This window comes from Streptomyces sp. NPDC051909, from assembly GCF_040681095.1.
Lineage (GTDB): Bacteria > Actinomycetota > Actinomycetes > Streptomycetales > Streptomycetaceae > Streptomyces.
In genome coordinates, this window is sequence record NZ_JBFAYA010000011.1 from 1 (window position 1) to 22,880 (window position 22,880).

The 22,880-nt window shown below is 71.4% G+C and carries 22 protein-coding genes, 1 rRNA gene and 1 riboswitch; of the genes, 17 read left to right on the forward strand and 6 right to left on the reverse strand.

Going from position 1 to position 22,880, the window contains the following annotated elements; translation table 11 throughout:
• The 11 genes from rrf to AB0M18_RS18815 all read left to right on the forward strand — a co-directional run.
• Positions 1-92, forward strand: a 5S ribosomal RNA gene (gene rrf, locus AB0M18_RS18765); the annotation flags it as partial.
• A gap of 139 nt (positions 93-231) precedes the next feature.
• Entirely contained in the window at positions 232-840 is a 609-nt protein-coding gene (locus AB0M18_RS18770) for a CDP-alcohol phosphatidyltransferase family protein (protein ID WP_365759277.1), read from the forward strand.
• Between the two features lie 116 nt (positions 841-956).
• Positions 957-3,452, forward strand: coding sequence for a mannose-1-phosphate guanyltransferase (locus AB0M18_RS18775; protein ID WP_365759279.1), 2,496 nt, complete (start codon positions 957-959; stop codon positions 3,450-3,452).
• 111 nt (positions 3,453-3,563) lie between these two features.
• Positions 3,564-4,493, forward strand: coding sequence for a DUF881 domain-containing protein (locus tag AB0M18_RS18780; protein ID WP_365759281.1), 930 nt, complete (start codon positions 3,564-3,566; stop codon positions 4,491-4,493).
• Entirely contained in the window at positions 4,490-4,822 is a 333-nt protein-coding gene (locus AB0M18_RS18785; RefSeq protein WP_015032176.1) for a small basic family protein, read from the forward strand. The genes AB0M18_RS18780 and AB0M18_RS18785 overlap by 4 nt, the downstream gene beginning before the upstream one ends.
• Before the next feature lie 5 nt (positions 4,823-4,827).
• Positions 4,828-5,853 carry a DUF881 domain-containing protein gene (locus tag AB0M18_RS18790; protein ID WP_365759283.1) on the forward strand — a complete coding sequence of 342 codons (1,026 nt, stop codon included), beginning with the start codon at positions 4,828-4,830 and terminating at the stop codon, positions 5,851-5,853.
• An 82-nt stretch (positions 5,854-5,935) separates the two neighbouring features.
• On the forward strand, positions 5,936-6,871 hold the full coding sequence (locus AB0M18_RS18795) for an FHA domain-containing protein (RefSeq protein WP_365759729.1): 936 nt from the start codon (positions 5,936-5,938) through the stop codon (positions 6,869-6,871).
• A gap of 28 nt (positions 6,872-6,899) precedes the next feature.
• Positions 6,900-7,646 (forward strand): MerR family transcriptional regulator, encoded by a 747-nt coding sequence (locus AB0M18_RS18800; RefSeq protein ID WP_365759285.1) that lies wholly within the window; start codon positions 6,900-6,902, stop codon positions 7,644-7,646.
• A gap of 75 nt (positions 7,647-7,721) precedes the next feature.
• Positions 7,722-8,195, forward strand: coding sequence for a bifunctional nuclease family protein (locus AB0M18_RS18805; RefSeq protein WP_265866874.1), 474 nt, complete (start codon positions 7,722-7,724; stop codon positions 8,193-8,195).
• Positions 8,196-8,411: 216 nt separating this feature from the next.
• Positions 8,412-9,038 carry a MerR family transcriptional regulator gene (locus tag AB0M18_RS18810; protein WP_365759288.1) on the forward strand — a complete coding sequence of 209 codons (627 nt, stop codon included), beginning with the start codon at positions 8,412-8,414 and terminating at the stop codon, positions 9,036-9,038.
• Positions 9,039-9,143: 105 nt separating this feature from the next.
• Positions 9,144-10,526 carry a DNA polymerase IV gene (locus AB0M18_RS18815; protein ID WP_365759290.1) on the forward strand — a complete coding sequence of 461 codons (1,383 nt, stop codon included), beginning with the start codon at positions 9,144-9,146 and terminating at the stop codon, positions 10,524-10,526.
• A 42-nt stretch (positions 10,527-10,568) separates the two neighbouring features.
• Here the strand turns inward: AB0M18_RS18815 and AB0M18_RS18820 are convergent, their stop codons facing one another.
• Complete coding sequence (locus tag AB0M18_RS18820) at positions 10,569-10,994, reverse strand: PRC-barrel domain-containing protein (RefSeq protein ID WP_365759292.1); 426 nt, start codon at positions 10,992-10,994, stop codon at positions 10,569-10,571.
• A 63-nt stretch (positions 10,995-11,057) separates the two neighbouring features.
• Positions 11,058-11,156: riboswitch (glycine riboswitch) on the forward strand.
• A gap of 179 nt (positions 11,157-11,335) precedes the next feature.
• Between AB0M18_RS18820 and gcvP the strand changes: the two genes are divergently transcribed.
• On the forward strand, positions 11,336-14,221 hold the full coding sequence (gene gcvP, locus AB0M18_RS18825) for an aminomethyl-transferring glycine dehydrogenase (protein ID WP_365759294.1): 2,886 nt from the start codon (positions 11,336-11,338) through the stop codon (positions 14,219-14,221).
• A gap of 110 nt (positions 14,222-14,331) precedes the next feature.
• Here gcvP and AB0M18_RS18830 read toward each other — a convergent pair whose 3' ends face one another.
• Together AB0M18_RS18830 and AB0M18_RS18835 are read right to left on the reverse strand one after the other, a co-directional pair.
• A complete protein-coding gene (locus AB0M18_RS18830; RefSeq protein ID WP_365759296.1) occupies positions 14,332-14,538 on the reverse strand; it encodes a DUF5999 family protein in 207 nt (68 codons plus the stop codon).
• Between the two features lie 307 nt (positions 14,539-14,845).
• Positions 14,846-15,457, reverse strand: a complete 612-nt coding sequence (locus AB0M18_RS18835) for a hypothetical protein (protein ID WP_365759298.1) — start codon at positions 15,455-15,457, stop codon at positions 14,846-14,848.
• Between the two features lie 498 nt (positions 15,458-15,955).
• Here AB0M18_RS18835 and AB0M18_RS18840 point away from each other — a divergent pair, with 498 nt between their 5' ends.
• On the forward strand, positions 15,956-17,497 hold the full coding sequence (locus AB0M18_RS18840; RefSeq protein WP_365759300.1) for a glutamate--cysteine ligase: 1,542 nt from the start codon (positions 15,956-15,958) through the stop codon (positions 17,495-17,497).
• A gap of 91 nt (positions 17,498-17,588) precedes the next feature.
• Positions 17,589-18,380: a type II CAAX endopeptidase family protein gene (locus tag AB0M18_RS18845; RefSeq protein WP_365759731.1), complete on the forward strand. Its 792-nt coding sequence runs from the start codon at positions 17,589-17,591 to the stop codon at positions 18,378-18,380.
• Positions 18,381-18,444: 64 nt separating this feature from the next.
• Here the strand turns inward: AB0M18_RS18845 and AB0M18_RS18850 are convergent, their stop codons facing one another.
• Positions 18,445-19,254 (reverse strand): PhzF family phenazine biosynthesis protein, encoded by an 810-nt coding sequence (locus AB0M18_RS18850; protein ID WP_365759302.1) that lies wholly within the window; start codon positions 19,252-19,254, stop codon positions 18,445-18,447.
• A gap of 161 nt (positions 19,255-19,415) precedes the next feature.
• On the opposite strand from AB0M18_RS18850, the gene AB0M18_RS18855 reads away from it, so the two are divergent.
• Positions 19,416-20,072 carry a PadR family transcriptional regulator gene (locus AB0M18_RS18855; RefSeq protein ID WP_365759304.1) on the forward strand — a complete coding sequence of 219 codons (657 nt, stop codon included), beginning with the start codon at positions 19,416-19,418 and terminating at the stop codon, positions 20,070-20,072.
• Positions 20,073-20,162: 90 nt separating this feature from the next.
• On the opposite strand, the gene AB0M18_RS18860 is transcribed toward AB0M18_RS18855, so the two are convergent.
• Together AB0M18_RS18860 and AB0M18_RS18865 are read right to left on the reverse strand one after the other, a co-directional pair.
• A complete protein-coding gene (locus AB0M18_RS18860) occupies positions 20,163-20,591 on the reverse strand; it encodes an SRPBCC family protein (protein ID WP_365759306.1) in 429 nt (142 codons plus the stop codon).
• Positions 20,592-20,661: 70 nt separating this feature from the next.
• Entirely contained in the window at positions 20,662-20,883 is a 222-nt protein-coding gene (locus AB0M18_RS18865) for a hypothetical protein (protein WP_365759308.1), read from the reverse strand.
• Positions 20,884-21,206: 323 nt separating this feature from the next.
• Between AB0M18_RS18865 and AB0M18_RS18870 the strand changes: the two genes are divergently transcribed.
• Together AB0M18_RS18870 and AB0M18_RS18875 are read left to right on the forward strand one after the other, a co-directional pair.
• Complete coding sequence (locus AB0M18_RS18870; RefSeq protein WP_365759733.1) at positions 21,207-21,704, forward strand: Clp protease N-terminal domain-containing protein; 498 nt, start codon at positions 21,207-21,209, stop codon at positions 21,702-21,704.
• Positions 21,705-21,745: 41 nt separating this feature from the next.
• Positions 21,746-22,732 (forward strand): EamA family transporter, encoded by a 987-nt coding sequence (locus AB0M18_RS18875; protein ID WP_365759310.1) that lies wholly within the window; start codon positions 21,746-21,748, stop codon positions 22,730-22,732.
• Positions 22,733-22,880 lie beyond the last annotated feature (148 nt).

Consider the following 22,880-nt stretch of genomic DNA (forward strand, 5'->3'; position numbering starts at 1 on the left):
CGCCCGGTTACATTCCGAACCCGGAAGCTAAGCCTTTCAGCGCCGATGGTACTGCAGGGGGGACCCTGTGGGAGAGTAGGACGCCGCCGAACAATTTTTAGCCTCAACCCCCGGGCCTGGTCCGGGGGTTGAGGCATTTTTGCGTTGTGCGCACCCCTGTGCCGCCGGCCGTCGGGGCTGAGGGTAAGGTCAGGGGGTTATCGTCAGCTCGTTCCCACAGGAGGCCCCCGGGTGGAGGTCCAGGAGACCCGCGTTCAGACGGACCGGGTACTCACCATCCCCAACATCCTGAGCATGGCTCGCCTTGCCGGCGTACCCCTGTTCCTGTGGTTGATCCTCCGCCCCGAGTTCGGCGGGCCCAACAGCGACGGATGGGCGTTGCTCGTCCTGGCGCTCAGCGGTGTCAGCGACTATCTCGACGGGAAGCTCGCCCGGCGCTGGAATCAGATCAGCAGCCTCGGCCGGCTGCTCGATCCGGCTGCTGACCGGCTGTACATCCTTTCCACGCTCGTGGGTCTCACCTGGCGCGAGATCCTGCCGCTCTGGCTCACGATCGCCCTTTTGGCACGCGAGGCGATGCTGCTGGTGATGGTGGGCATCCTCCGCCGGCACGGCTATCCCCCGCCGCAGGTGAACTTCCTCGGGAAAGCTGCCACTTTCAACTTGATGTACGCGTTCCCGTTGCTGCTCCTCAGTGACGGGGACACGTGGCTTGCGTCACTCGCTGAAGTTTTCGGGTGGGCCTTCGCCGGATGGGGTACAACTCTCTATTGGTGGGCAGGGATCCTCTACGTGGTCCAGGTCCGTCGACTCGTGAAGGCGGATGCCGCGGCCGATTGAGCCCGTCCGTCCCGCGCCGAGCAACGACGCCGGCCGGGGCGAGGACGTCGGAGAGCCATTGAGTGGACAGGCGAAGTCGGCAGGACCGTCGTCTCTTCAAGGAGGACGCTTCCGACATGAAGGCCGTCGTGATGGCCGGTGGCGAAGGCACACGCCTTCGCCCCATGACCTCGAGCATGCCCAAGCCTCTTCTGCCGGTCGTGAACCGGCCGATCATGGAGCATGTCCTGCGACTGCTCAAGAGGCACGGTCTCAACGAGACCGTCGTCACCGTGCAGTTTCTCGCCTCTCTCGTCCGTAACTACTTCGGGGACGGCGAAGAGCTCGGAATGGAGCTCACGTACGCGAACGAGGAGAAGCCGCTCGGCACCGCGGGGAGTGTGAAGAACGCCGAGGAGGCACTGAAGGACGACGCCTTTCTCGTCATCTCGGGGGACGCGCTCACCGATTTCGACCTCACCGATCTGATCCGTTTCCACAAGGAGAAGGGCGCCCTCGTCACGGTCTGTCTGACCCGGGTGCCCAATCCGCTGGAATTCGGCATCACGATCGTCGACGAGGAAGGGCAGGTCGAACGATTCCTGGAGAAGCCGACCTGGGGGCAGGTCTTCTCGGACACGGTGAACACGGGCATCTACGTCATGGAGCCCGAGGTCTTCGACTACGTCGAGGCGGACGTTCCGGTCGACTGGTCGGGTGATGTCTTCCCGCAGCTCATGAAGGAGGGCAAGCCGATCTACGGCTATGTCGCCGAGGGCTACTGGGAGGACGTGGGCACCCACGAGAGCTATGTGAAGGCCCAGGCGGACGTCCTGGAGGGCAAGGTCCAGGTCGACATCGACGGCTTCGAGATCTCGCCGGGTGTCTGGGTCGCCGAAGGCGCCGAGGTCCATCCCGACGCCGTGCTGCGCGGGCCGCTCTACATCGGCGACTACGCCAAGGTGGAGGCCGACGCGGAGGTCCGCGAGCACACCGTCATCGGCTCCAACGTCGTCGTCAAGAGCGGAGCCTTCCTTCACAAGGCCGTCATCCACGACAACGTCTACATCGGGCAGCAGAGCAATCTGCGCGGCTGTGTCGTCGGCAAGAACACCGATGTGATGCGGGCCGCGCGGATCGAGGACGGCGCCGTCATCGGCGACGAGTGCCTGATCGGCGAGGAATCGATCGTCCAGGGGAACGTGCGGGTCTACCCCTTCAAGACGATCGAGGCCGGCGCCTTCGTCAACACCTCCGTGATCTGGGAGTCCCGCGGCCAGGCGCACCTCTTCGGTGCACGTGGTGTCTCCGGCATCATCAACGTCGAGATCACGCCCGAGCTGGCCGTGCGGCTGGCCGGCGCGTATGCCACCACCCTGAAGAAGGGCGCGACCGTCACCACGGCACGCGACCACTCCCGGGGTGCGCGGGCGCTGAAACGGGCGGTGATCTCGGCGCTGCAGGCCGCCGCCATCGACGTACGAGATCTGGAGAACGTACCGCTGCCGGTGGCGCGGCAGCAGACGGCGCGAGGGTCGGCCGGCGGGATCATGGTGCGGACCTCGCCCGGGGTGCCGGACTCGGTCGACATCATGTTCTTCGACGAGCGGGGTGCCGATCTGTCGCAGGCGCGGCAGCGCAAGCTGGACCGGGTCTTCGCACGTCAGGAGTACCGGCGGGCGTTCCCGGGGGAGATCGGCGACCTGTCCTTCCCGGCCAGTGTCTTCGACTCGTACACCGGCTCGCTGCTGCGGAACGTGGACACCTCGGGCATCGCCGAGGCGGGTCTGAAGGTGGTCGTGGACGCGTCCAACGGCAGTGCCGGGCTTGTTCTGCCCAGCCTGCTCGGGCGGCTCCAGGTGGACTCGCTGACGATCAACCCGGGTCTCGACGAGTCGCGGCCGACGGAGTCGGCGGAGAGCCGGCGGGCCGGGCTCGTACGGCTCGGGGAGATCGTGGCGTCGGCGCGGGCCGCGTTCGGGGTGCGCTTCGACCCGGTCGGCGAGCGGCTGTCCCTGGTGGACGAGCGGGGCCGGATCATCGAGGACGACCGGGCGCTTCTTGTGATGCTGGACCTGGTGGCAGCGGAGCGCAGGTCGGGCCGGGTGGCGCTGCCGGTGACGACCACGCGGATCGCCGAGCAGGTGGCCGCGTACCACGGCACGCAGGTGGAGTGGACGACGACCTCGCCGGACGATCTGACCCGGGTGGGCCGGGAGGAGTCGACGATCTTCGGCGGTGACGGGCGCGGCGGCTTCATCGTGCCGGAGTTCAGTTCCGTCTTCGACGGGGCGGCGGCGTTCGTGCGGCTGATCGGTCTGGTGGCGCGGACGCAGCTCACGCTGAGCCAGATCGACGCGCGGATCCCGCGGGCACATGTGCTGCGGCGGGACATCGCCACGCCGTGGGCGGTCAAGGGTCTGGTGATGCGCCGGGTGGTGGAGGCGGCCGGTGACCGGTCGGTGGACACCACGGACGGTGTGCGGGTGGTGGAGGCCGACGGACGGTGGGTGATGGTGCTGCCGGACCCGGCGGAGGCCGTCACCCATCTGTGGGCGGAGGGCCCCGACGACACCTCAGCGCAGGCGCTGCTCGACGAGTGGTCGGCCGTCGTCGACAGCGCAGGTCACTAGGGGAGCGTCGGTCGGGTGAGGCCCGTGGGCCGGGAGGTACCTGTCGGTACCTCCCGGTTCTCGGGTGGGGCCATTCGGCGGTAGGGCGTGCGACGTGCGACGATGTGCGGCATGTCGCAGCAGCCCCCCGTTCGGAGCACAGGATCGCCCCATCCGCGCCCGGACGCGTCCATGTCGCTGCTGAACAATGTGATCGACCACGCGCTGGACGACGGTTACGCGGAGGCGACGGCCCGGCGGGCCGCGGAGGGCGATGCGCTGCCCCGTACGGTACGGGCGAAGCTCGGGCTCGCGGCCGGTCTGGTGCTCGCGGCGGCCGTGGTGACGCTGGGCGCGGCGGAGGCGCGGGTCTCCGCGCCGGTGGTCGCCAAGGAGCGGCAGGACCTGATCGACCGGATCGAGTCGGAGACGTCCGCGGCGGACAGGCTGGCGCAGGACGTCGAGCGGATCCGCGCCGAGGTGGGGGAGCGACAGCGCAGGGCGCTGCAGCAGCACGGCGGTGACCAGGCGGAACTGGTGGCACTCCTCTCCGGGGCGACGCCGGTGCACGGGCCGGGTGTGAAACTGGTCGTGGACGACGCCAAGGGCACCGACACCGGTGGTGGCGGTCCGCGCGAGAGCAGTGGTTTCTCGGACACCGGGCGGGTGCGCGACCGTGACATGCAGCGGGTCGTGAACGGGCTGTGGGAGTCGGGCGCCGAGGCGGTCGCGATCAACGGGCAGCGGCTGACCGCGCTGTCGGCGATCCGGGCGGCGGGCGACGCCATACTGGTCGACAACAAGCCGCTGGTGCCGCCGTACACCGTCCTCGCGATCGGCGACGGGAAACGGCTGAGCACCGCGTTCCAGGACAGCGCCGACGGACAGTACCTGCATGCGCTGCAGGAGAACTTCGGGATCCGTACGAGCATCTCGGCCGAGGGCGACGTGCGTCTGCCGGCCGCGCCGAGCCTGATCGTACGTACAGCAGAGCCGAGGGGAGCCGGGGCCGCCGACGCGACCGGGCGGGCCACGGCCGACACAGGGAAGGGCACATCGTGATCGCCGTACTGGGCCTGATCGTGGGAGTCGTGGTCGGACTGTTGGTCCGGCCCGAGGTTCCGGCGGTGGTCGAGCCGTATCTTCCGATCGCCGTGGTCGCCGCCCTGGACGCGGTCTTCGGCGGTCTGCGGGCCATGCTCGACGGGATCTTCGTCGACAAGGTCTTCGTGGTGTCGTTCCTGTCGAACGTGGTCGTGGCCGCGCTGATCGTCTTCCTCGGGGACAAGCTGGGCGTGGGCGCGCAGCTATCGACCGGTGTGGTCGTCGTGCTCGGCATCCGGATCTTCTCCAACGCCGCCGCCATCCGGCGGCATGTGTTCCGGGCGTGAGGCCGATGAGCGAGAACGAGAACACGCCGTCCGAGGGCCCGGAGCAGGGCGAGGGCGCGGCCGCCCGGGAGCCGAAGCCGGCTCCGGAGACGCCGTCGAAGTCCGTACCGGAGGACCAGCAGCCCCGACAGCCTCAGCAACCGCGACAGCCCCAGCAGCCTTCGGCGCCGCAGCCGCAGCCTCGGCCTCAGCCCGTGTACCGGCCCCAGGCCGGGCCGCAGCCGACGCCGGCCGCGGCGGCTCCCGCACAGCCCGCGCCCGCGCCCGCGCCCGAGCCCGAGCCGGGGGACGGCGGCAAGGACGGGGAGACGGTGACCGGGCGCCAGCGGCTGGCGGCGAGCCTGTGGCCGCCGCGGGTCTCCCGGGCCCAACTCGTCGTCGCCCTGCTGCTGTTCGTGCTGGGTCTCGGCCTCGCCATCCAGGTCCGGTCGACCAGTGACAACAGCGCGCTGCGCGGCGCCCGCCAGGAGGACCTGGTGCGGATCCTCGACGAGCTCGACGACCGCACCCAGCGCCTGGAGGACGAGAAGACCCGGCTCGAGAAGCAGCAGTCGGAGCTGGAGTCCAGCTCGGACCAGGCCGAGGAGGCCCGTAAGCAGACCCAGGAGAAGGAGCGGCAGCTCGGCATCCTGGCCGGCACGGTGGCCGCGGAGGGTCCCGGGATCACGCTGACGATCACCGACCCCACCGGCGCCGTCGAGTCGGACATGCTGCTCGACGCGATCCAGGAGCTGCGGGCCGCGGGCGCGGAGGCGATCCAGGTCAACGACGTGCGGGTGGTGGCGGACAGCTATTTCTCGGGTGGCGGACGTGACATGCAGATCGATGGAACGCAGGTGACCGCTCCGTACGTCTTCAAGGTCATCGGCAAGCCGGAGGATCTGGAGCCCGCGCTCAACATCCCCGGCGGAATCGTTCAGACACTGGAGAAGGAGCAGGCCACGGCCACGGTGGAGCGTTCCGGGAAGATCGTCGTCGACGCCTTGCGACCTGCGAAGCGGCCTGACTACGCTCAGTCGTCCTCGCAGTGAGGCGGGGTCGGATGACGGTCGCGCGGCAAGGGCATGACCTTGCGGGGGGTCGCCGCATCACGAGGGTGGTGCGTGGTGGAAACTGTCGAGTGGCCACGGACGTTGTGAAGGTGTCCGGGTCGGCAGGTGTGTTCAGTCAGGGTTCGTCCTGCCCCACGGGCGGGTCTGTTTCGGTCAAGGGGAATCGCCCGTGAAGTTGTTTGCGAAGTTGTTCGGCAAGAGCGGACGTGAGGACGGCGGCAACGCCAGGCATCGCGCGCCGCGTCACGCCCAGGATGAGGAACAGGGCGCCGAGCGCCCGCTGTTCCGTGACGAGGTCGGTGGGCAGGGTGACGACATTCCGGGCGCACAGGGCGCGTCGTCTGTTGACCCTGCGGGTGCCGCGCGCATAGGTTTCGGAGAACCATCAACCTCAAGTGCGGGTGGAGGGTTCGTTCCCGACCCGTACGCGACCCAGACCTCCGCGGGGCAGCCGCGGCAGGAGGACGCGTCCATGCCGGTGTGTACGAGGTGCGGTCACCGCAACACTGCGGACAGCCGATTCTGCTCCCACTGCGGCGCGCCGCTGCGCGGCGGGGTGGTGCCGGAGCGTGCTTCCGAGACGACCTCGACGATCTCCATCTCGGGGATCGAGGCCTATGACGCGGAGGTCACCGGCCAGATTCCGGCGCTCTCGCAGGAGGCCCTGGCGGCGGTCGAGGCACTGCCGTCCGGTTCGGCGCTGCTGATCGTGCGCCGCGGCCCCAACTCGGGCAGCCGGTTCCTGCTGGACGGCGAGCTGACCACGGCCGGCCGCCACCCGCAGAGCGACATCTTCCTGGACGACGTGACCGTGTCGCGTCGCCACGTGGAGTTCCGGCGCCAGCCGGACGGCACCTTCACGGTGTCGGACGTCGGCAGCCTCAACGGCACCTACGTCAACCGCGAGCCGATCGACTCGGTCGTGCTCTCCAACGGTGACGAGGTGCAGATCGGCAAGTACCGGCTCGTGTTCTTCGCGAGCCAGCGGGGCGTGTGACGCTCCGGAGCACCTTCAGGGAAGGTCCATGCTGCGTACACCGACGGGCGGTGCCGGGCTCGGCACCGCCCCCGCGGGCGAACGGCTGGTCAGCATCGGCACGGTGCTGAGCCAGCTGCGCGACGAGTTTCCCGAAGTGACCATCTCCAAGATCCGGTTCCTGGAGGCCGAGGGGCTCGTCGAGCCCCGCCGTACGGCCTCCGGGTACCGGAAGTTCAGCGCCCAGGACGTGGAGCGGCTCGCTCAGATCCTGCGGATGCAGCGGGACCACTACCTCCCGCTCAAGGTCATCCGTGAGCATCTGGACGCCCTCGCCCGGGGCGAGGAGGTGCGGCTGCCGGCCCCGGCCGGCGGCCGGCGCGACCTGCTCGACGGGGCCTGGGACGCCGAGGGCGACCGGCCGACGGCCGCCCGGGTCGGCCGGGCCGAGCTGCTGGCCGCCGCCGAGGTGACCGAGGCCGAGCTGGCCGAGTGGGAGTCGTACGGGCTGATCGCCCCGGTCGAGGGCGGTGGCTACGACGCCGAGACCGTCACCGTCGCCAAGCTCGTGGCGGACCTGGGCAGATTCGGTCTCGAACCGCGCCATCTGCGGGCCGTGAAGGCCGCCGCGGACCGGGAGGCCGGTCTGGTCGAGCAGGTGGTGGCGCCGCTGCGACGGCACCGCAATCCGCAGACCAGGGCGCATGCGGAGGCCACCGCGCAGGAGCTCGCGGGACTGTCCGTACGCCTCCACGCGGCACTGGTCCAGACCGCCCTGGGGCTGCGCCTGCAGTGATCCGCCGGTGATCTTCCGCCGGCCTCCGGGCGGCCCGACTACCCAAACCGGTCGGGCACGTCCTAGGGTTGCTGTGTGAACGAGCTCGACGTTGTGGGTGTCCGGGTGGAAATGCCCTCCAACCAGCCGATCGTTCTCCTGCGCGAAGTGGGGGGCGACCGGTACCTCCCGATCTGGATCGGTCCGGGCGAGGCGACCGCGATCGCCTTCGCCCAGCAGGGCATGGCTCCGGCCAGGCCGCTGACGCACGATCTCTTCAAGGACGTCCTGGAGGCCGTCGGCCAGGAGCTCACCGAGGTCCGCATCACGGATCTGCGCGACGGGGTGTTCTACGCCGAGCTGGTCTTCGCCAGCGGTGTCGAGGTGAGCGCGCGCCCGTCCGACGCGATAGCCCTCGCGCTGCGCACCGGAACGCCGATCTACGGCAGTGACGGGGTGCTCGACGACGCGGGGATCGCGATTCCGGACGAGCAGGAGGACGAGGTGGAGAAGTTCCGCGAGTTCCTCGACCAGATCTCCCCGGAGGACTTCGGGACCGGCAACCAGTAGCCGGGCGGCCGGGAGGTCGTCCGTTCGGGCGACACCTCGACGGGCCGCCAGAACGGGGCGGGCCCGGCGCATTCGAGTAGCCTTTCCCCAAAGTGGGGCACGGGAAACCACTCTTCGGGTGATTATCACTCGGCGTGCCGAGTGTGGCGATCGTTGACGCACCCCGAGTGACTGCCTACCTTCGTGTGGGCAGGTCAAGGACGGAGGGTCGGCGTGATGAGCAGCGGCGACGGTACGGCAGGGGGCTTCCTGGGGCGTGCTCCCGGGGAGAAGGGCCCGTATCCGCTTCACAGCAGTGTGGGCGACCTCGGTACGGACGCGAGCGCGGGCCCGGCGGGCCCGGCGGCGGAGACCGTCGGCTATCGCGGCCCCACGGCCTGCGCGGCGGCCGGCATCACCTACCGGCAGCTGGACTACTGGGCGCGCACCGGTCTCGTCGAGCCGAGCGTGCGGCCCGCGTACGGATCGGGTACGCAGCGCCTCTACAGCTTCCGGGACGTCGTCGTCCTCAAGATCGTCAAGCGCTTCCTGGACACCGGGGTCGCGCTCCAGAACATCCGGGCGGCGGTGCAGCACCTGCGGGCCCGGGGTTTCCGCGACCTCGAGCGCATGACGCTGATGAGCGACGGCGCGACCGTCTACGAATGCTCCTCGCCCGACGAGGTCGTCTCGCTGCTCCAGGGCGGGCAGGGCGTCTTCGGCATCGCGGTGGGCGTGGTCTGGCGCGACGTGGAGGCGGCGCTCTCGCAGCTGCACGGCGAGCGGGTCGACACCGGCGAGACCCTGATCGGGCACAACCCTGCGGACGAGCTGGCGCGCCGGCGCCGCGACCGGGCCGTCTGAGCCGCCCCCGTACGTCTTCGGCGTTCCTCCCGTGGCGCCGTCCGGCGACACGGCTCGCACGCTCGTGCGGGCCGATTGTCAGTGGTGTGCGGCAGCATCGGAACCGTGAGAGCCGTGCCCACGATCCTGCATCTCGACATGGATGCCTTCTTCGCCGCTGCCGAGCAGGCGTCGAAGCCCAGCCTGCGCGGAAAACCCGTGGTCGTGGGCGGGCTCGGGCCGCGTGGAGTGGTCGCCACCGCCTCGTACGAGGCCCGGCGCTTCGGTGTGCACTCCGCGATGCCCATGGGGCAGGCGCGGCGGCTCGCGCCGAACGCGGCGTATCTGGTGCCGCGGTTCGCCTTCTACCGGGCGATCAGCGGGCAGGTCATGGAGCTGCTCGGGAGTCTTTCGCCGCTGGTCGAGCCGCTGAGCCTGGACGAGGCCTTCGTCGACCTGGAGGCGGGCGGACTCGCCGAGGACAGCGCGGGCGCGCGGGCGGTGGGGGAGCGGTTGCGGCGGGACATCCTCGCCACGACGGGGCTGACCGGGTCGGTGGGTCTGGCCGGCTCCAAGATGCTCGCGAAGATCGCCTCCGAGGAGGCCAAGCCGGACGGGCTCGTGCTGATAGAGCCGGGGACGGAGCGGGAGCTGCTCGGGCCGCGCTCGGTGCGGATCATCCCCGGCGTCGGCCCGGCCACCGGGGAGCACCTGCGGAGGGCCGGGATCACCACGGTGGCCGAGGTGGTGGAGGCCGGTGAGGACGAGCTCGTACGGCTCCTGGGGCGCGCGCACGGTGCCGGGCTGTACCGGATGGCGCTCGGGCGGGACGACCGGCCGGTGGTGGCGGAGCGGGACACCAAGTCGGTCTCCGTGGAGGACACCTTCGACGTGGACCTGCACGACCGGCTGCGGATCCGCCTGGAGGTGGAGCGGCTCGCGGAGCGCTGTGTGGCGCGGCTGCGGGGCTCCGGGCACTCGGGGCGGACGATCGTCCTGAAGGTGCGGCGCTACGACTTCTCGACGCTGACCCGCTCCGAGACGCTGCGCGGGCCGACGGACGACCCGGTGGTGGTGCGCGAGGCGGCCGGGCGGCTGCTCGACCTGGTCGACACCACGGGCGGCGTGCGGCTGCTCGGGGTGGGCGTGAGCGGGCTCGCCGACTACACGCAGGAGGACCTGTTCGCACAGGCGGAGGCGGAGGCGGGGCACGCGGAGCCCGTACGGGACGAGTCGGCCGAGTCCTCACCCGCGGACGAGCCCGTCGCCGCGCCGCCGACCGCCACGGAGACCGCCGAGCGGCGCTGGGCGCCCGGGCACGACGTGCGGCACGCCGTGCACGGCGCCGGCTGGGTGCAGGGCAGCGGCCTGGGCCGGGTCACGGTCCGCTTCGAGGAACCCGGCTCCGAGCCGGGCCGGGTCCGCACCTTCTCCGTGGACGACCCCGACCTGGAGCCGTCCGACCCGCTGCCCCTTGTCCCGGGCGGTGCGACGGGAGCCGCGGCCTAGCCGCCGTCCAGCCCGCCGCCCGCAGCGGCCGTCAGCGGCCCGTCACGCCTCCTCCTGGCCCGCCAGGCGGCCGAAGTCGCGGGGGCCGGGGTCCTGGGGCGGTGGGGGGAGGGCGAGGCTGTAGTGGCGGTAGAGCTGGAGTTCCTGGTCCGGGGAGAGATGGCGGCCGACGCCGAAGTCGGGGGCGTCCTTGATGAGCGCGCGTTCGTAGGGGACATGGAGGCCGTCGCCCGACAGCTCGCTGGGCTCCAGGGGGACGAACGCGTCCCGGCTGAACAGGCCGGTGCGGACGGCGGCCCATTCGGGGACGCCCGTCGCGTCGTCCAGGTACACCTCGTCCACGGTGCCGATCTTGTGTCCGTTCCGGTCGAACGCCTTGCGGCCGATCAGGCTGCGCGGATCGATGTCGGTCTGCACGGTCCCTCCAACTGGTCGCAACTGCTCTTCAAGCACTACGAAAGTGCACATCTGGGATGTCGGCCACTTGAGCGATGGAAGAAGGAACGGCGCTGGTAGGCTGGCTGTGGCTGTGAACCCCGCGCGGGAGAGTCCTCCGGAGAAGGCTTCCGGAGGCGCCGAAGGAGCAAATCCTCCCCGGAATCTCTCAGGCACCCGTACCGCGCGGACGAGGTCACTCTGGAAAGCAGGGCGGGCGTTCCATGTCTCCCGCCCTCACCGACGGTGAAAGCCGGCCCGCCGCGAGGCACGGCCGGTGAAGCTCTCAGGTTGAGATGACAGAGGGGGAGGCCGTCCGGGCACCAGCGCCGTGGTGCCCCTCGCAGGTCGTGACGACCAGGAGGCCCCCGTACATGACCGCCAACCGCATCCCGCTCTCCGAGCTCGAGCAGGGCATCCCCTTCGAGCAGCGGCACATCGGACCCGACGCCGAGGCGCGGGCCAAGATGCTCGCCCAGGTCGGTTACGGCTCCCTCGACGAGCTCACGGCCGCCGCCGTACCGGACGTCATCAAGAACGCCGAGGCGCTCGCCCTGCCGGCCGCCCGCACCGAGGCCGAGGTCCTGGCCGAGCTGCGCGAGCTCGCCGACCGCAACCAGGTCCTCGCCCCGATGATCGGCCTGGGCTACTACGGCACCTTCACCCCGCCGGTGATCCTGCGCAACGTGATGGAGAACCCGGCCTGGTACACGGCCTACACGCCGTACCAGCCGGAGATCTCGCAGGGCCGCCTGGAGGCGCTGCTCAACTTCCAGACCATGGTCGCCGACCTCACCGGTCTGCCCACCGCCGGCTCCTCGCTGCTCGACGAGGGCACCGCCGCCGCCGAGGCGATGTCGCTGTCCCGCCGCATCGGCAAGGTCAAGAACGGTGTCTTCCTGGTCGACGCGGACGCCCTGCCGCAGACCGTCGCCGTCATCCAGACCCGCGCCGAGCCCGCCGGCGTCGAGGTCGTCGTCGCCGACCTGTCCGCCGGCATCCCGGCCGAGATCGCCGAGCGCGGTGTCTTCGGCGTGCTGCTCCAGTACCCGGGCGCCTCCGGTGCCATCCGCGACATCAAGCCGGTCATCGACCAGGCCCACGAGCTCGGCGCGATCGTCACCGTCGCCGCCGACCTGCTGGCGCTCACCCTGCTCGTCTCGCCGGGCTCCCTCGGCGCCGACATCGCCGTCGGCACCACCCAGCGCTTCGGCGTCCCGCTCGGCTTCGGCGGCCCGCACGCCGGCTACATGGCGGTCCAGGACAAGCACGTCCGCTCGATGCCGGGCCGCCTGGTCGGTGTCTCCGTCGACGCCGACGGCAACAAGGCCTACCGCCTGACCCTGCAGACCCGCGAGCAGCACATCCGCCGCGAGAAGGCCACCAGCAACATCTGTACGGCGCAGGTCCTGCTCGCCGTGATGGCCGGCATGTACGCCGTCTACCACGGCCCCGAGGGCCTCAAGGGCATCGCGCGGCGCACCCACCGCTACGCCGCGATCCTCGCCGCCGGTCTGCGCGCCGGAGGCGTCGAGCTCACCCAGGGCGCCTTCTTCGACACCCTGACCGCCCGTGTGCCGGGCAAGGCCGACGAGGTCGTCGCCGCCGCCCGCGAGGCCGGCGTGAACCTGTACCGCGTCGACGCCGACACCGTCTCCGTCTCCTGCGACGAGACCACCACCCGCGCCCAGCTGGCCGCCGTGTGGACCGCCTTCGGCGTCGAGGCCGACATCGAGGCCCTGGACGCGAGCACCGAGGACGCGCTGCCCGTCGACGCGCTGCGCACCGACGCGTACCTGACCCACCCGGTCTTCCACGCGCACCGCTCCGAGACCGCGATGATGCGCTACCTGCGCAAGCTCGCCGACCGCGACTACGCGCTCGACCGCGGCATGATCCCGCTCGGCTCCTGCACCATGAAGCTGAACGCGGCCACCGAGATGGAGGCGGTGACCTGGCCCGAGTTCGGCCAGATCCACCCCTTCGCCCCGATCGAGCAGGCCCAGGGCTACGCCACGCTCATCACCGAGCTGGAGGAGCGCCTCGCCGAGGTCACCGGCTACGACAAGGTGTCGATCCAGCCGAACGCCGGCTCCCAGGGCGAGCTGGCCGGTCTGCTCGCGGTCCGCGCCTACCACCGCGCCAACGGCGACACCCAGCGCACCGTCTGCCTCATCCCGTCCTCCGCGCACGGCACCAACGCCGCCAGCGCCGCGATGGCCGGCATGAAGATCGTCGTCGTCAAGACCGCCGAGGACGGCGAGGTCGACGTCGCCGACCTGCGCGCCAAGATCGAGCAGTACCGCGACGAGCTCGCCGTGCTGATGATCACCTACCCGTCCACGCACGGTGTGTTCGAGGAGCACGTCGCCGACATCTGCGCCGAGGTCCACGAGGCCGGTGGTCAGGTGTACGTCGACGGCGCCAACCTCAACGCGCTGGTCGGCCTCGCCAAGCCGGGCCACTTCGGCGGCGACGTCTCGCACCTCAACCTGCACAAGACCTTCGCCATCCCGCACGGCGGCGGCGGCCCCGGCGTCGGCCCGGTCGGCGTGCGCGCGCACCTCGCCCCGTACCTGCCGAACCACCCGCTGCAGCCCGCCGCGGGACCGGAGACCGGCGTCGGCCCGATCTCGGCCGCCCCGTGGGGCTCCGCCGGCGTCCTGCCGATCTCCTGGTCGTACGTGCGCCTGATGGGCGGCGAGGGCCTCAAGCGCGCCACCCAGGTCGCGGTGCTCGCGGCGAACTACATCGCCAAGCGCCTGGAGCCGCACTACCCGGTGCTCTACACCGGCCCGGCCGGTCTGGTCGCCCACGAGTGCATCGTCGACCTGCGCCCGCTGTCCAAGGCGACCGGCGTCACCGTCGACGACATCGCCAAGCGCCTGATCGACTACGGCTTCCACGCGCCGACGATGTCCTTCCCGGTGGCCGGCACGCTGATGATCGAGCCCACCGAGTCCGAGGACCTGGCCGAGCTCGACCGCTTCTGCGACACGATGATCGCCATCCGCGCGGAGATCGAGAAGGTCGGCTCCGGCGAGTGGCCGGCCGAGGACAACCCGCTGCACAACGCCCCGCACACCGCGGCGGCGCTGGGCGGCGAGTGGGACCACCCGTACACCCGCGAGGAGGCGGTGTTCCCGGCCGGCGTCTCGGCCACGGACAAGTACTGGCCGCCGGTCCGCCGCATCGACGGCGCCTTCGGCGACCGCAACCTGGTGTGCTCCTGCCCTCCGCTGGAGGAGTACGACAACTGAGCTTGACACGAGGGCCGGCCCGGAGACATTCCGTCTCCGGGCCGGCCCTCGGCGCTCTTCTCGTCGTCTCTCGTCGTCCCTCGTACCGTGCCGCCCCGGCGGTGGCTCCGTCAGGCCGCGGTCGTCACACTGGCCGCCGTCAGCGGGCGGTGCGGGGCGATGATCTGCCCGTCCGGCAGCAGCTCACCGGTGTCCTCGAAGAGCAGGACACCGTTGCACAGCAGACTCCAGCCCTGCTCCGGGTGGTGCGCCACGAGTCGGGCGGCCTCCCGGTCTGCGGAGTCGGCGTTGGGACAGGCAGGCTGGTGCTGGCACATGGGTGGATTCTTTCGCTGCGTCGTGGTGGAAGTCCTGCGGCTCTTCATGGTCATCGCGCCGCCCCCGTCGGTCGGTTCGGTTCCGGTCCCCAGTCTTGCCCTACGGACGGCGTTCCGCAGGTATTTCGCGGCAGCTCGTCCTCTCCCGGGAAGACGCATCACCCGCAGGGGCGGTTCAGGTCAACTGCACCGTCTCTTCGGGGGGGTTCGGGGTGGTCCCAGTGGGCTAGTCCGAACGTGCCCCCTCTCGGACAGCAGTGCGCCCCGGGGGTCCGTGCGGTCCCCGGGGCGCGTGTGCGGTGCGGGCTCAGGCGCCCGCCGCGGAGCCGAGCAGCGGCGGCGGCCCGAGCCGCAGACCGATCACCGGCAGCAGGTCCGCCACCCGGTAGGGGCGGTGGGAGGCGATCCCGGGTGGCGCGGGCGCGAGCGGGACGAGCAGGTCCTCCGGTCCGGGTGCGGTGCTCGCGCCGTCCGAATCGGTGTCCGTGTGCAGCCACAGCGTCAGCATGTACAGCTCCGGCACCGAGAGGAGCCGCGGCTGGTACGGGGTCACCAGTGCCTCGGCCTGCATCAGGGCCCGCTCGGTGGCCGCCACGTAGGGACCTTCGAAGAAGTGCGAGAACGACCAGCCGTCCGGGGTGAGCATCGTGTCGGCGGCGGCGATCGCCCGGTCCCCGTGCCTGATCAGGAAGCGCCAGCCGGCCAGGTGCGTGCGCGGGGGCCGCGGTCCGGCCGCGCCGGCCGCGGGCGGCGCGGCGGCGAGGCCGAGTACATGGACGGGCAGTGGCAGTTCGGGGCTCAGCGGTCCCTGTGCGGCCCGCAGAGCCGGTGTGCGCGCCTCGCTGACCGCCGAGGGCGATCCGAGGGCGGCGAGGACACTGCGGAGAGCCGGCGCGGGGGCCGGGGAGGGTCGGAGCATGATGGGTCGCCTCTCACTCAGGAGACACGGTGAAGCGTGGGCAGGTAACGACGGCGCTGTCAGCGACGGGGCCAGAGAGGGGGGCCATGGGTGCATGGCCGTGCGCCAACACTCTGCCTCGTTCGCGAAGTTTATACGACACGTGTTCACACAGTGTTTCCGCTAGGCGCCGCCGATATTCCTGACAAGGCGTCATCAGGACTTATTCCCCGGTGGATCCGAGGGAATGCCGGACTCCGACGGAACGTCTGCCTGCGGTTTCCCCGTCCGGTGGGGTCGGCCGAATCCCGACCCCCACTGCACCGGCGCGGTGCGGACAATATGACATTGGTATATGTCCATTGCGCTCCGCCCCCGGGATCGGCCGCCGGACAAAGCCGTTCCAGACTATCCGCCGCGACCTCGCTCCCGCAGGCGTTGTCGATCAGCCGACGGGGCATCATCGTCCGTGACGCTCGCGGCCGTCGCGGCGGCCGCCCACTCGGGAGGGACGCTTCGATGGGGGAGAAGGTCGTGGCCGACGGGTTCGGCCCGTCCGACCGGCAGCGCTACCGCAGAAAGCTCCAGCAATGTCTCGCGGCGCTCGCGCGGCTGCTCGCCGAGAAGCGGTTCGACCGGCCCCGCAATCTCATGGGCCTGGAGATCGAACTCAATCTCGTGGGACCGGACGGGCTGCCCAGGATGCTCAACGCACCGGTGCTCGACCGGATCGCCAGCTCCGATTTCCAGACCGAACTCGGAATGTTCAACCTGGAAGTGAACATCGCCCCGCACCGGCTCGACGGGCATGTATTCGACCGGCTCGCCGAAGAACTCCGCACCGGCCTCGGATATGCCGACCGCAAGGCCGCCGAGCTCGGCACCGGAGTCGTGATGATCGGAATACTGCCGACCCTCACCCAGGACGACGCGGTCTTCGACAACCTCTCCGCCGCCGACCGCTACACGCTCCTCAACGACCAGATCCTGGCCGCCCGCGGCGAGGACTTCACCCTCGACATCCACGGCGTGGAGCGGCTGCTCTGCACCTCGGCCTCGATCGTGCCCGAGGCCGCCTGCACCTCGGTGCAGCTGCACCTCCAGGTGACCCCGCCGCGCTTCGCCGCCGTGTGGAACGCGGCCCAGGCCGCCGCCGCCGTCCAGATAGCGGTGGGCGCGAACGCGCCCTTCCTCTTCGGCCACGAGCTGTGGCGCGAGTCCCGGCCGCCGCTGTTCACCCAGGCCACCGACACCCGGCCGCCCGAACTCCAGGCGCAGGGGGTGCGCCCGCGCACCTGGTTCGGGGAGCGCTGGATCGACTCGGTCTACGACCTCTTCGAGGAGAACCTCCGCTACTTCCCGGCGCTGCTGCCGATCTGCGAGGAGGAGGACCCGCTGCGCGTCCTGGACGAGGGCGGGGTGCCCAAGCTCAAGGAGCTGGTGCTGCACAACGGCACCGTCTACCGCTGGAACCGGCCGGTGTACGGCTGGGTCGACGGCGTCCCGCACCTGCGGGTGGAGAACCGGGTGCTGCCGGCCGGACCGACCGTCACCGACGTGGTCGCCAACGCCGCCTTCTACTACGGGCTCGTGCGCACGCTCGCCGAGGAGTCCCGGCCGATCTGGAAGCGGCTCGACTTCGCGGACGCCGCCCACAACTTCGACACCGCCTGCCGGTACGGCATCGAGGCGGAGCTGCGCTGGCCCCGGCCGGGCCGCACCGGCGCGGTGGCGACCGTGCCCGCGACCCGGCTGGTGCTCGACGAGCTGCTGCCGATGGCCGCGGCCGGGCTCGACGCCTGGCACATCGAGCCGCGCGACCGGGACCTCTACCTCGGGGTGATCGAGGAGCGCTGTCTGCGGAGGGTGAACGGCGCCTCCTGGCAGGCCGACACCTTCCACCGGGCGCTGGAGTCGGGCCTGGACCGGTCGGCGGCGCTCGCGGCCACCACCCGCCGCTACCGCGAGCTGATGCTCACCGGGGAGCCGGTGCACAGCTGGCCGGCGGGCCTGCCCGCGCCCGCGCCCGTGGGGGCCGAGGGCGGCTCCGCGGCGCCGTAGGCCGCACCTCGTGGGGCCGGCCCGTAGGTAGGGTTTCCCGTACCCGGACAGCTATGGGGAATGGGAGACAGGCGTGGTGTCGGAGCAACATGTGGTGGACGCTTCTCCGTCTCCCGGCGGCCCCTCGCGCCGGATCCTGCGCTCCGAGACGCTGCTCGTGCTCGCGCTCTCGCTCGGTGCGAGCGGCGTCTCCGCGCTGATCAGCTTCATCGGCTCGCTGACCAAGCCGGGAGCCCTGAAGGACCAGGCCGCCACGCTCAACGGCTCGTACGCGCCGGGGCGGCCCTGGCTCGACCTGGCCTGGCAGCTCTTCGGCATCGCCAGCGCCCTTGTGCCCGTGGCCCTGGTCGCGCATCTGCTGCTGCGCGAGGGCACCGGAGCGCGCGGGCTGCGGGTGATCGGCTTCGACCGCACCCGGCCGTGGCCGGACCTGGGGCGCGGCGCGCTGGTCGCGGCCGGCATCGGCAGCGCGGGCCTGGCCTTCTACCTGGCGGCCCGGGCCTCCGGCTTCAACCTGACCGTGGTGCCCGAGTCGCTGCCCGACGTGTGGTGGAAGTACCCGGTACTGATCCTCTCGGCGATCCAGAACGCCGTCGTGGAGGAGGTGATCGTCGTCGGCTACCTGCTGCGCAGGCTCGACCGGTTCGGCTGGTCCCCGAAGGCCTCGCTGGCGGCCAGCTCGGTGCTGCGCGGCTCGTACCACCTCTACCAGGGCGTCGGCGGCTTCCTCGGCAACATGGTGATGGGCGTGGTCTTCGTCTGGCTGTACCGGCGCTGGGGGCGGGTCGGGCCGCTGGTGGTGGCGCACTCCCTGCTCGACATCGTGGCCTTCGTCGGCTACGGGCTGCTCGCCGGGAAGGTGGGCTGGCTGCCCACGGTGTGAGCGCGTTCGGCGTAGGAAGGGGCGTACGGCATCGGCCGTACGCCCCTTCCGCGTCTCCGGGTTCTCAGGCGTGCAGCTCGCCGTCGATCACGGTGACCGCGTGGCCGGTCAGCAGGGTGCGCTCGCCGCGCAGCCGGGTGCGGACGAGGCCGGTGCGGGCGCCGCCCTGGAAGCCGGTCAGCTCGGTCCGGCCGAAGCGGGCCGACCAGTAGGGGGCGAGCGCGGTGTGGGCGCTGCCCGTGACCGGGTCCTCGTCGATGCCCACGGCGGGGAAGAAGCCGCGCGAGACGAACTGGTACGGACCCTCCTGGTCGTCCGCGGCGGCCGTCGCGATGATCCCGCGGTCGGACAGGGTGCTCAGGAGTGCGAAGTCCGGGGTGAGCCGGCGCACGGTCGCCTCGTCGGCCAGCTCCACCACCAGGTCGCCGATGTGCGCGGCGGTGTCGTGGACGGCGACCGGCTCGGCGCCCAGCGCCTTCGCCAGGTTCTCGGGCGCGGCGACCGGGGTGAGGGAGGAGGTCGGGAAGTCCATGGTGATCGTGCCGTCGGCCTCGGCGGTGGTGATCAGCAGGCCGCAGCGGGCGGCGAAGCGGACGGTGCCGGTGGCCGTGCCGGTGCTGTGCAGGACGTGGGCGGTGGCGAGGGTGGCGTGGCCGCACATGTCGACCTCGGTGGTGGGGGTGAACCAGCGCAGCGCCCAGTCCGCCTCGCCGCCCGGCGGCAGCGGGTGGGCGAAGGCGGTCTCCGAGAGGTTGACCTCGGCGGCCACCTTCTGGAGCCAGGCGTCCTCGGGGAAGGCGTCCAGGAGCAGGACGCCGGCCGGGTTTCCGGAGAAGGGGCGGTCGGTGAAGGCGTCGACGATTCGAATCCGCATGACCCGGAACGTACCGGACGCGCAAAACGGCAGGCCAAGGCCAATCGCGGACGACTGGACCGATCGGCTCGTAGTTCGGTGCTTGCTCGCCGAACAGTTCCGATATATCGTTGAGGCATCGCGACAGTTCAACGATGAATCTCGACGGAAGGAGCGTTGCGATGCGTACCTACGGACATGAATTCGGACACGGAAACGGCCCCGGCCCCGGCCCCGGCCCCGGTGCCGGACGCGGGCACTGCGGCCCCGGCCCTCGCGGTGACTTCGAGGGACGGCGGGCAGCCTTCGGGCCGTTCGGGCCGGGCTGGGGCGGCGGACCGTGGGGCGGTGGGCCCTGGGGCGGCCGCGGGCGCGGTCCGGGCGGCCCGGGGCGCGGCCGGGCGCGGCGCGGTGATGTGCGCGCCTCGATCCTGGCCCTCCTCACGGACCGCTCGATGCACGGCTACGAGATGATCCAGGAGATCGGCGAGCGCAGTGGCGGGGCCTGGAGGCCCAGCCCGGGCTCGGTCTACCCGACCCTCCAGATGCTGGAGGACGAGGGCCTGATCACCAGCGAGAGCGAGGGCGGCAAGAAGCTGTTCACGCTCACCGACGCCGGGCGCGCCGAGGCCGAGGCGGGGCCGGACGCCCCGTGGGAGGAGGCCGGGCGCGGCGTCGACTGGGAGGCCCTGAACGAGATCCGGCAGGCCGGCTTCGGCCTGATGGAGGCCTTCGGCCAGGTCTGGAAGACCGGTGACGCCGAGCAGCGGCAGAAGGCCGTGGAGGTCATCACCGAGGCCCGCAAGAAGCTGTATCTGATCCTGGCCGACGAGCACTGAGCGGCTGACGGTCGCATCGACCGGTCACGAAGGGGCCCCGCGGCATGCGCATGCCGCGGGGCCCCTTCGCGTACGGAACGTGCCGGCCGGTCAGGCGACCAGGCCGGCCAGCTTGCGCAGCGACTCGGCCAGCGCGGCGGTCGCCGAGTCCTTGAGCTTGCCGGCCATCAGGGAGACGGCCGCACCCGTGAACTCCCCGTCGATCCGTACGGTCGTGGCCTCGCCGTCGGCGGTGAGGGAGTAGCGCGTGCCGACGGTGACGCCCATCGGGCCCTTGCCGCGGATCGCGAACACCCGGGCGGTCTCCAGCTCCTCCACCGTCCAGGTCACCTCGGCGGGGAAGCCCATCAGCTTCATGTTCTCCGCGAAGGTCGCGCCCGCCTCCAGAGCGGCCGGGCCGCCGTTCGGGAAGTCGGTGTGGGTGGCGTTCCACTGCCCGTACGACCCGAAGTCGGTGAGCCGCGCCCACACCTTCTCGGCCGGTGCCTCGATGCGTGCCTCCGCGCTGACTTCGGCCATGGGACCACCCCTTCACGCGTACCAGTCGGGCTTTCGGTGTCGCGGAACGTAGCCGCAGGGGCGTGAACATTCAATACTGATGAACCGTCAGTTCTGCGGGCTCGCCGTCGACGCCGTCGAACCACCAGATCTGCGCGGAGTCGAACCAGTCCGAGGCGCGCGGACCGCCGCCCTCGTCGTGGCAGTGGAACGCCGCCCAGAACAGGTCGGCCGGCAGCGCCTGCCGCGGCGCGTACACGCGGTAGACGTACTGCCGCCCGTCTTGCGCGAGCAGGGCCACCATCCAGAACATGCCTGAAGGGACGATAAAGGGCGGCCTCGTGGTTGCGAGGCGGGCGCGGGGCAAGGCGGCGCGCGCCCCTGGAGAGGAAGTCGCGCGATCTCATCCGCAAGGAGGAGGAATCGACCGCCCATGCCCAACCCCGGTGGGATGCGCACATGCTCCTCGCCGGGGATGACCGCGCGCCCCGTGGCTGATGAGGTGGAAGGGTGCAAGCTCCCGTCCCTCCGGTCCCGTCGCCCGACCGCGGTCCCGACCGCAGTGCCGATGGCCTGTCCGGCCGTACGCCCGCGCCCCGGGTGCCACGGCTGCTGCCCGCCGAGCGCCGGGGCGACCTGGCCGACCGGCTGACCGCGGAGCTCATGACGGCACTCGACAGCGCCCGGCGCCGGGCCCTGCGGGACGGCGACCGGCAGATCGACACCGCCCACCTGCTGCACTCCCTGGTCGAGGCCGACCCCGAGGCCGCCGCCGTGCTCGGCGGCGGCGAGCGGTTCGCCCGCGTCCTCGGCTATCTCGTCCAGCGCTCCATCGGTTACGGGCTGCGCTGGCAGCGCTCCGTCGAGGACACCGGCGTCGCCCTCCCCGTCCTGCGCGGGGCCGACACCGGCGCCGCCGGCTGGTCGCCCGCGGCGGCCGCCGCCCTCGCCGCCGCTTTCGAACGCGCCGCCCACCGGGGCGAGCACCGCGGTGACCACCGGGTGCGCGGCCTCGATCTGCTCGCCGCCCTTGCCGCCGATCCGGACAACCGGGCCGCCGAGGTGCTGCGCCGCGCCGGGCTCGAACCGGGCGCGCTGGCCGCCCGGATCGAGCACCCGTCTCAACAGGTGTAACGGGGGTTACGCACCTGACCGGGTCCTGTCATGATGGCCCGATGCACGCGTCTCAGGGGAGAAGCGCCGGCCTGGGACTCGCCCTGGCCTCGGCCTTCGCATTCGGTGGTTCGGGAGTGGCGGCCAAGCCGCTCATCGAGGCGGGACTCGACCCGCTCCACGTGGTGTGGCTCCGGGTGGCCGGCGCCGCCCTCGTCATGCTGCCCGTGGCCTGGCGCCACCGGGACCTGGTGCGCCGCAAGCCCGCCCTGCTCGCCGGTTTCGGCCTGCTCGCCGTCGCCGGCGTCCAGGCCTGCTACTTCGCCGCGATCTCCCGGATCCCGGTCGGCGTCGCCCTGCTCATCGAGTACCTCGCCCCCGCGCTCGTCCTCGGCTGGGTCCGCTTCGTCCAGCGCCGGCCGGTCACCCGGCGCGCCGCGCTCGGCGTGGTCCTCGCCGTCGGCGGTCTCGCCTGTGTCGTACAGGTCTGGTCCGGGCTGAGATTCGACCTGCTCGGACTGCTTCTCGCGCTCGCCGCCGCCTGCTGCCAGGTCGGCTACTTCGTCCTCTCCGACCAGGGCAGCGACGAGGCCGAGCCCGCCGACCCGCTCGGCGTGATCGCGTACGGACTCCTCGGCGGCGCGCTCGTGCTCACCGTCGTCGCCCGCCCGTGGGGCATGGACTGGTCCGTCCTCGGCGGCACCGCCGACATGAACGGCACCGAGGTCCCGGCCGGGCTGCTGATCGGCTACGTCGTGCTGATCGCCACCGTCCTCGCGTACGTCACCGGCGTCATCTCGGTGCGGAGGCTCTCTCCGCAGGTCGCGGGCGTGGTGGCCTGCCTGGAGGCGGTCATCGCGACCGTCCTCGCCTGGGTGCTGCTCGGCGAGCACCTGGCCGCCCCGCAGATCATCGGCGGCGCGGTGGTCCTCGTCGGCGCGTTCATCGCGCAGTCGTCGACGCCCAGGGCCGTGGCGGCCGAGCCGGTGGCCGGGTCCGCCGCGCCCGTCACGGAGGAGGCCGCGACGGCCGGGCGGAACTCCGCGTAGGGTGCCGAGCATGCATTCGACCGTTCTTCCGCCTCCCGCCGCCTAGCGCGGGCGGCACCTTCCGCTGACGAAGACCGGGCCCGGGCCGGCTGATCAAGCCCCCGGGCGGTCAGGGCGTGTCCGGCGGATCATGGTCGGGTCCGCGACG

What these genes read in the sequence shown, in the direction of transcription:
- AB0M18_RS18790 (WP_365759283.1), top strand. Translation starts at nt 4,828, where the DNA reads ATGAGCGAGAACGAGAACACGCCGTCCGAGGGCCCGGAGCAGGGCGAG.
- gcvP (WP_365759294.1), top strand. Translation starts at nt 11,336, where the DNA reads ATGACCGCCAACCGCATCCCGCTCTCCGAGCTCGAGCAGGGCATCCCC.
- AB0M18_RS18875 (WP_365759310.1), top strand. Translation starts at nt 21,746, where the DNA reads ATGCACGCGTCTCAGGGGAGAAGCGCCGGCCTGGGACTCGCCCTGGCC.
- AB0M18_RS18780 (WP_365759281.1), top strand. Translation starts at nt 3,564, where the DNA reads ATGTCGCAGCAGCCCCCCGTTCGGAGCACAGGATCGCCCCATCCGCGC.
- AB0M18_RS18810 (WP_365759288.1), top strand. Translation starts at nt 8,412, where the DNA reads ATGAGCAGCGGCGACGGTACGGCAGGGGGCTTCCTGGGGCGTGCTCCC.
- AB0M18_RS18830 (WP_365759296.1), bottom strand. Translation starts at nt 14,538, where the DNA reads ATGTGCCAGCACCAGCCTGCCTGTCCCAACGCCGACTCCGCAGACCGG.
- AB0M18_RS18860 (WP_365759306.1), bottom strand. Translation starts at nt 20,591, where the DNA reads ATGGCCGAAGTCAGCGCGGAGGCACGCATCGAGGCACCGGCCGAGAAG.
- AB0M18_RS18840 (WP_365759300.1), top strand. Translation starts at nt 15,956, where the DNA reads ATGGGGGAGAAGGTCGTGGCCGACGGGTTCGGCCCGTCCGACCGGCAG.
- AB0M18_RS18865 (WP_365759308.1), bottom strand. Translation starts at nt 20,883, where the DNA reads ATGTTCTGGATGGTGGCCCTGCTCGCGCAAGACGGGCGGCAGTACGTC.
- AB0M18_RS18820 (WP_365759292.1), bottom strand. Translation starts at nt 10,994, where the DNA reads ATGTGCACTTTCGTAGTGCTTGAAGAGCAGTTGCGACCAGTTGGAGGG.
- AB0M18_RS18800 (WP_365759285.1), top strand. Translation starts at nt 6,900, where the DNA reads ATGCTGCGTACACCGACGGGCGGTGCCGGGCTCGGCACCGCCCCCGCG.
- AB0M18_RS18775 (WP_365759279.1), top strand. Translation starts at nt 957, where the DNA reads ATGAAGGCCGTCGTGATGGCCGGTGGCGAAGGCACACGCCTTCGCCCC.
- AB0M18_RS18850 (WP_365759302.1), bottom strand. Translation starts at nt 19,254, where the DNA reads ATGCGGATTCGAATCGTCGACGCCTTCACCGACCGCCCCTTCTCCGGA.
- AB0M18_RS18835 (WP_365759298.1), bottom strand. Translation starts at nt 15,457, where the DNA reads ATGCTCCGACCCTCCCCGGCCCCCGCGCCGGCTCTCCGCAGTGTCCTC.
- AB0M18_RS18855 (WP_365759304.1), top strand. Translation starts at nt 19,416, where the DNA reads ATGCGTACCTACGGACATGAATTCGGACACGGAAACGGCCCCGGCCCC.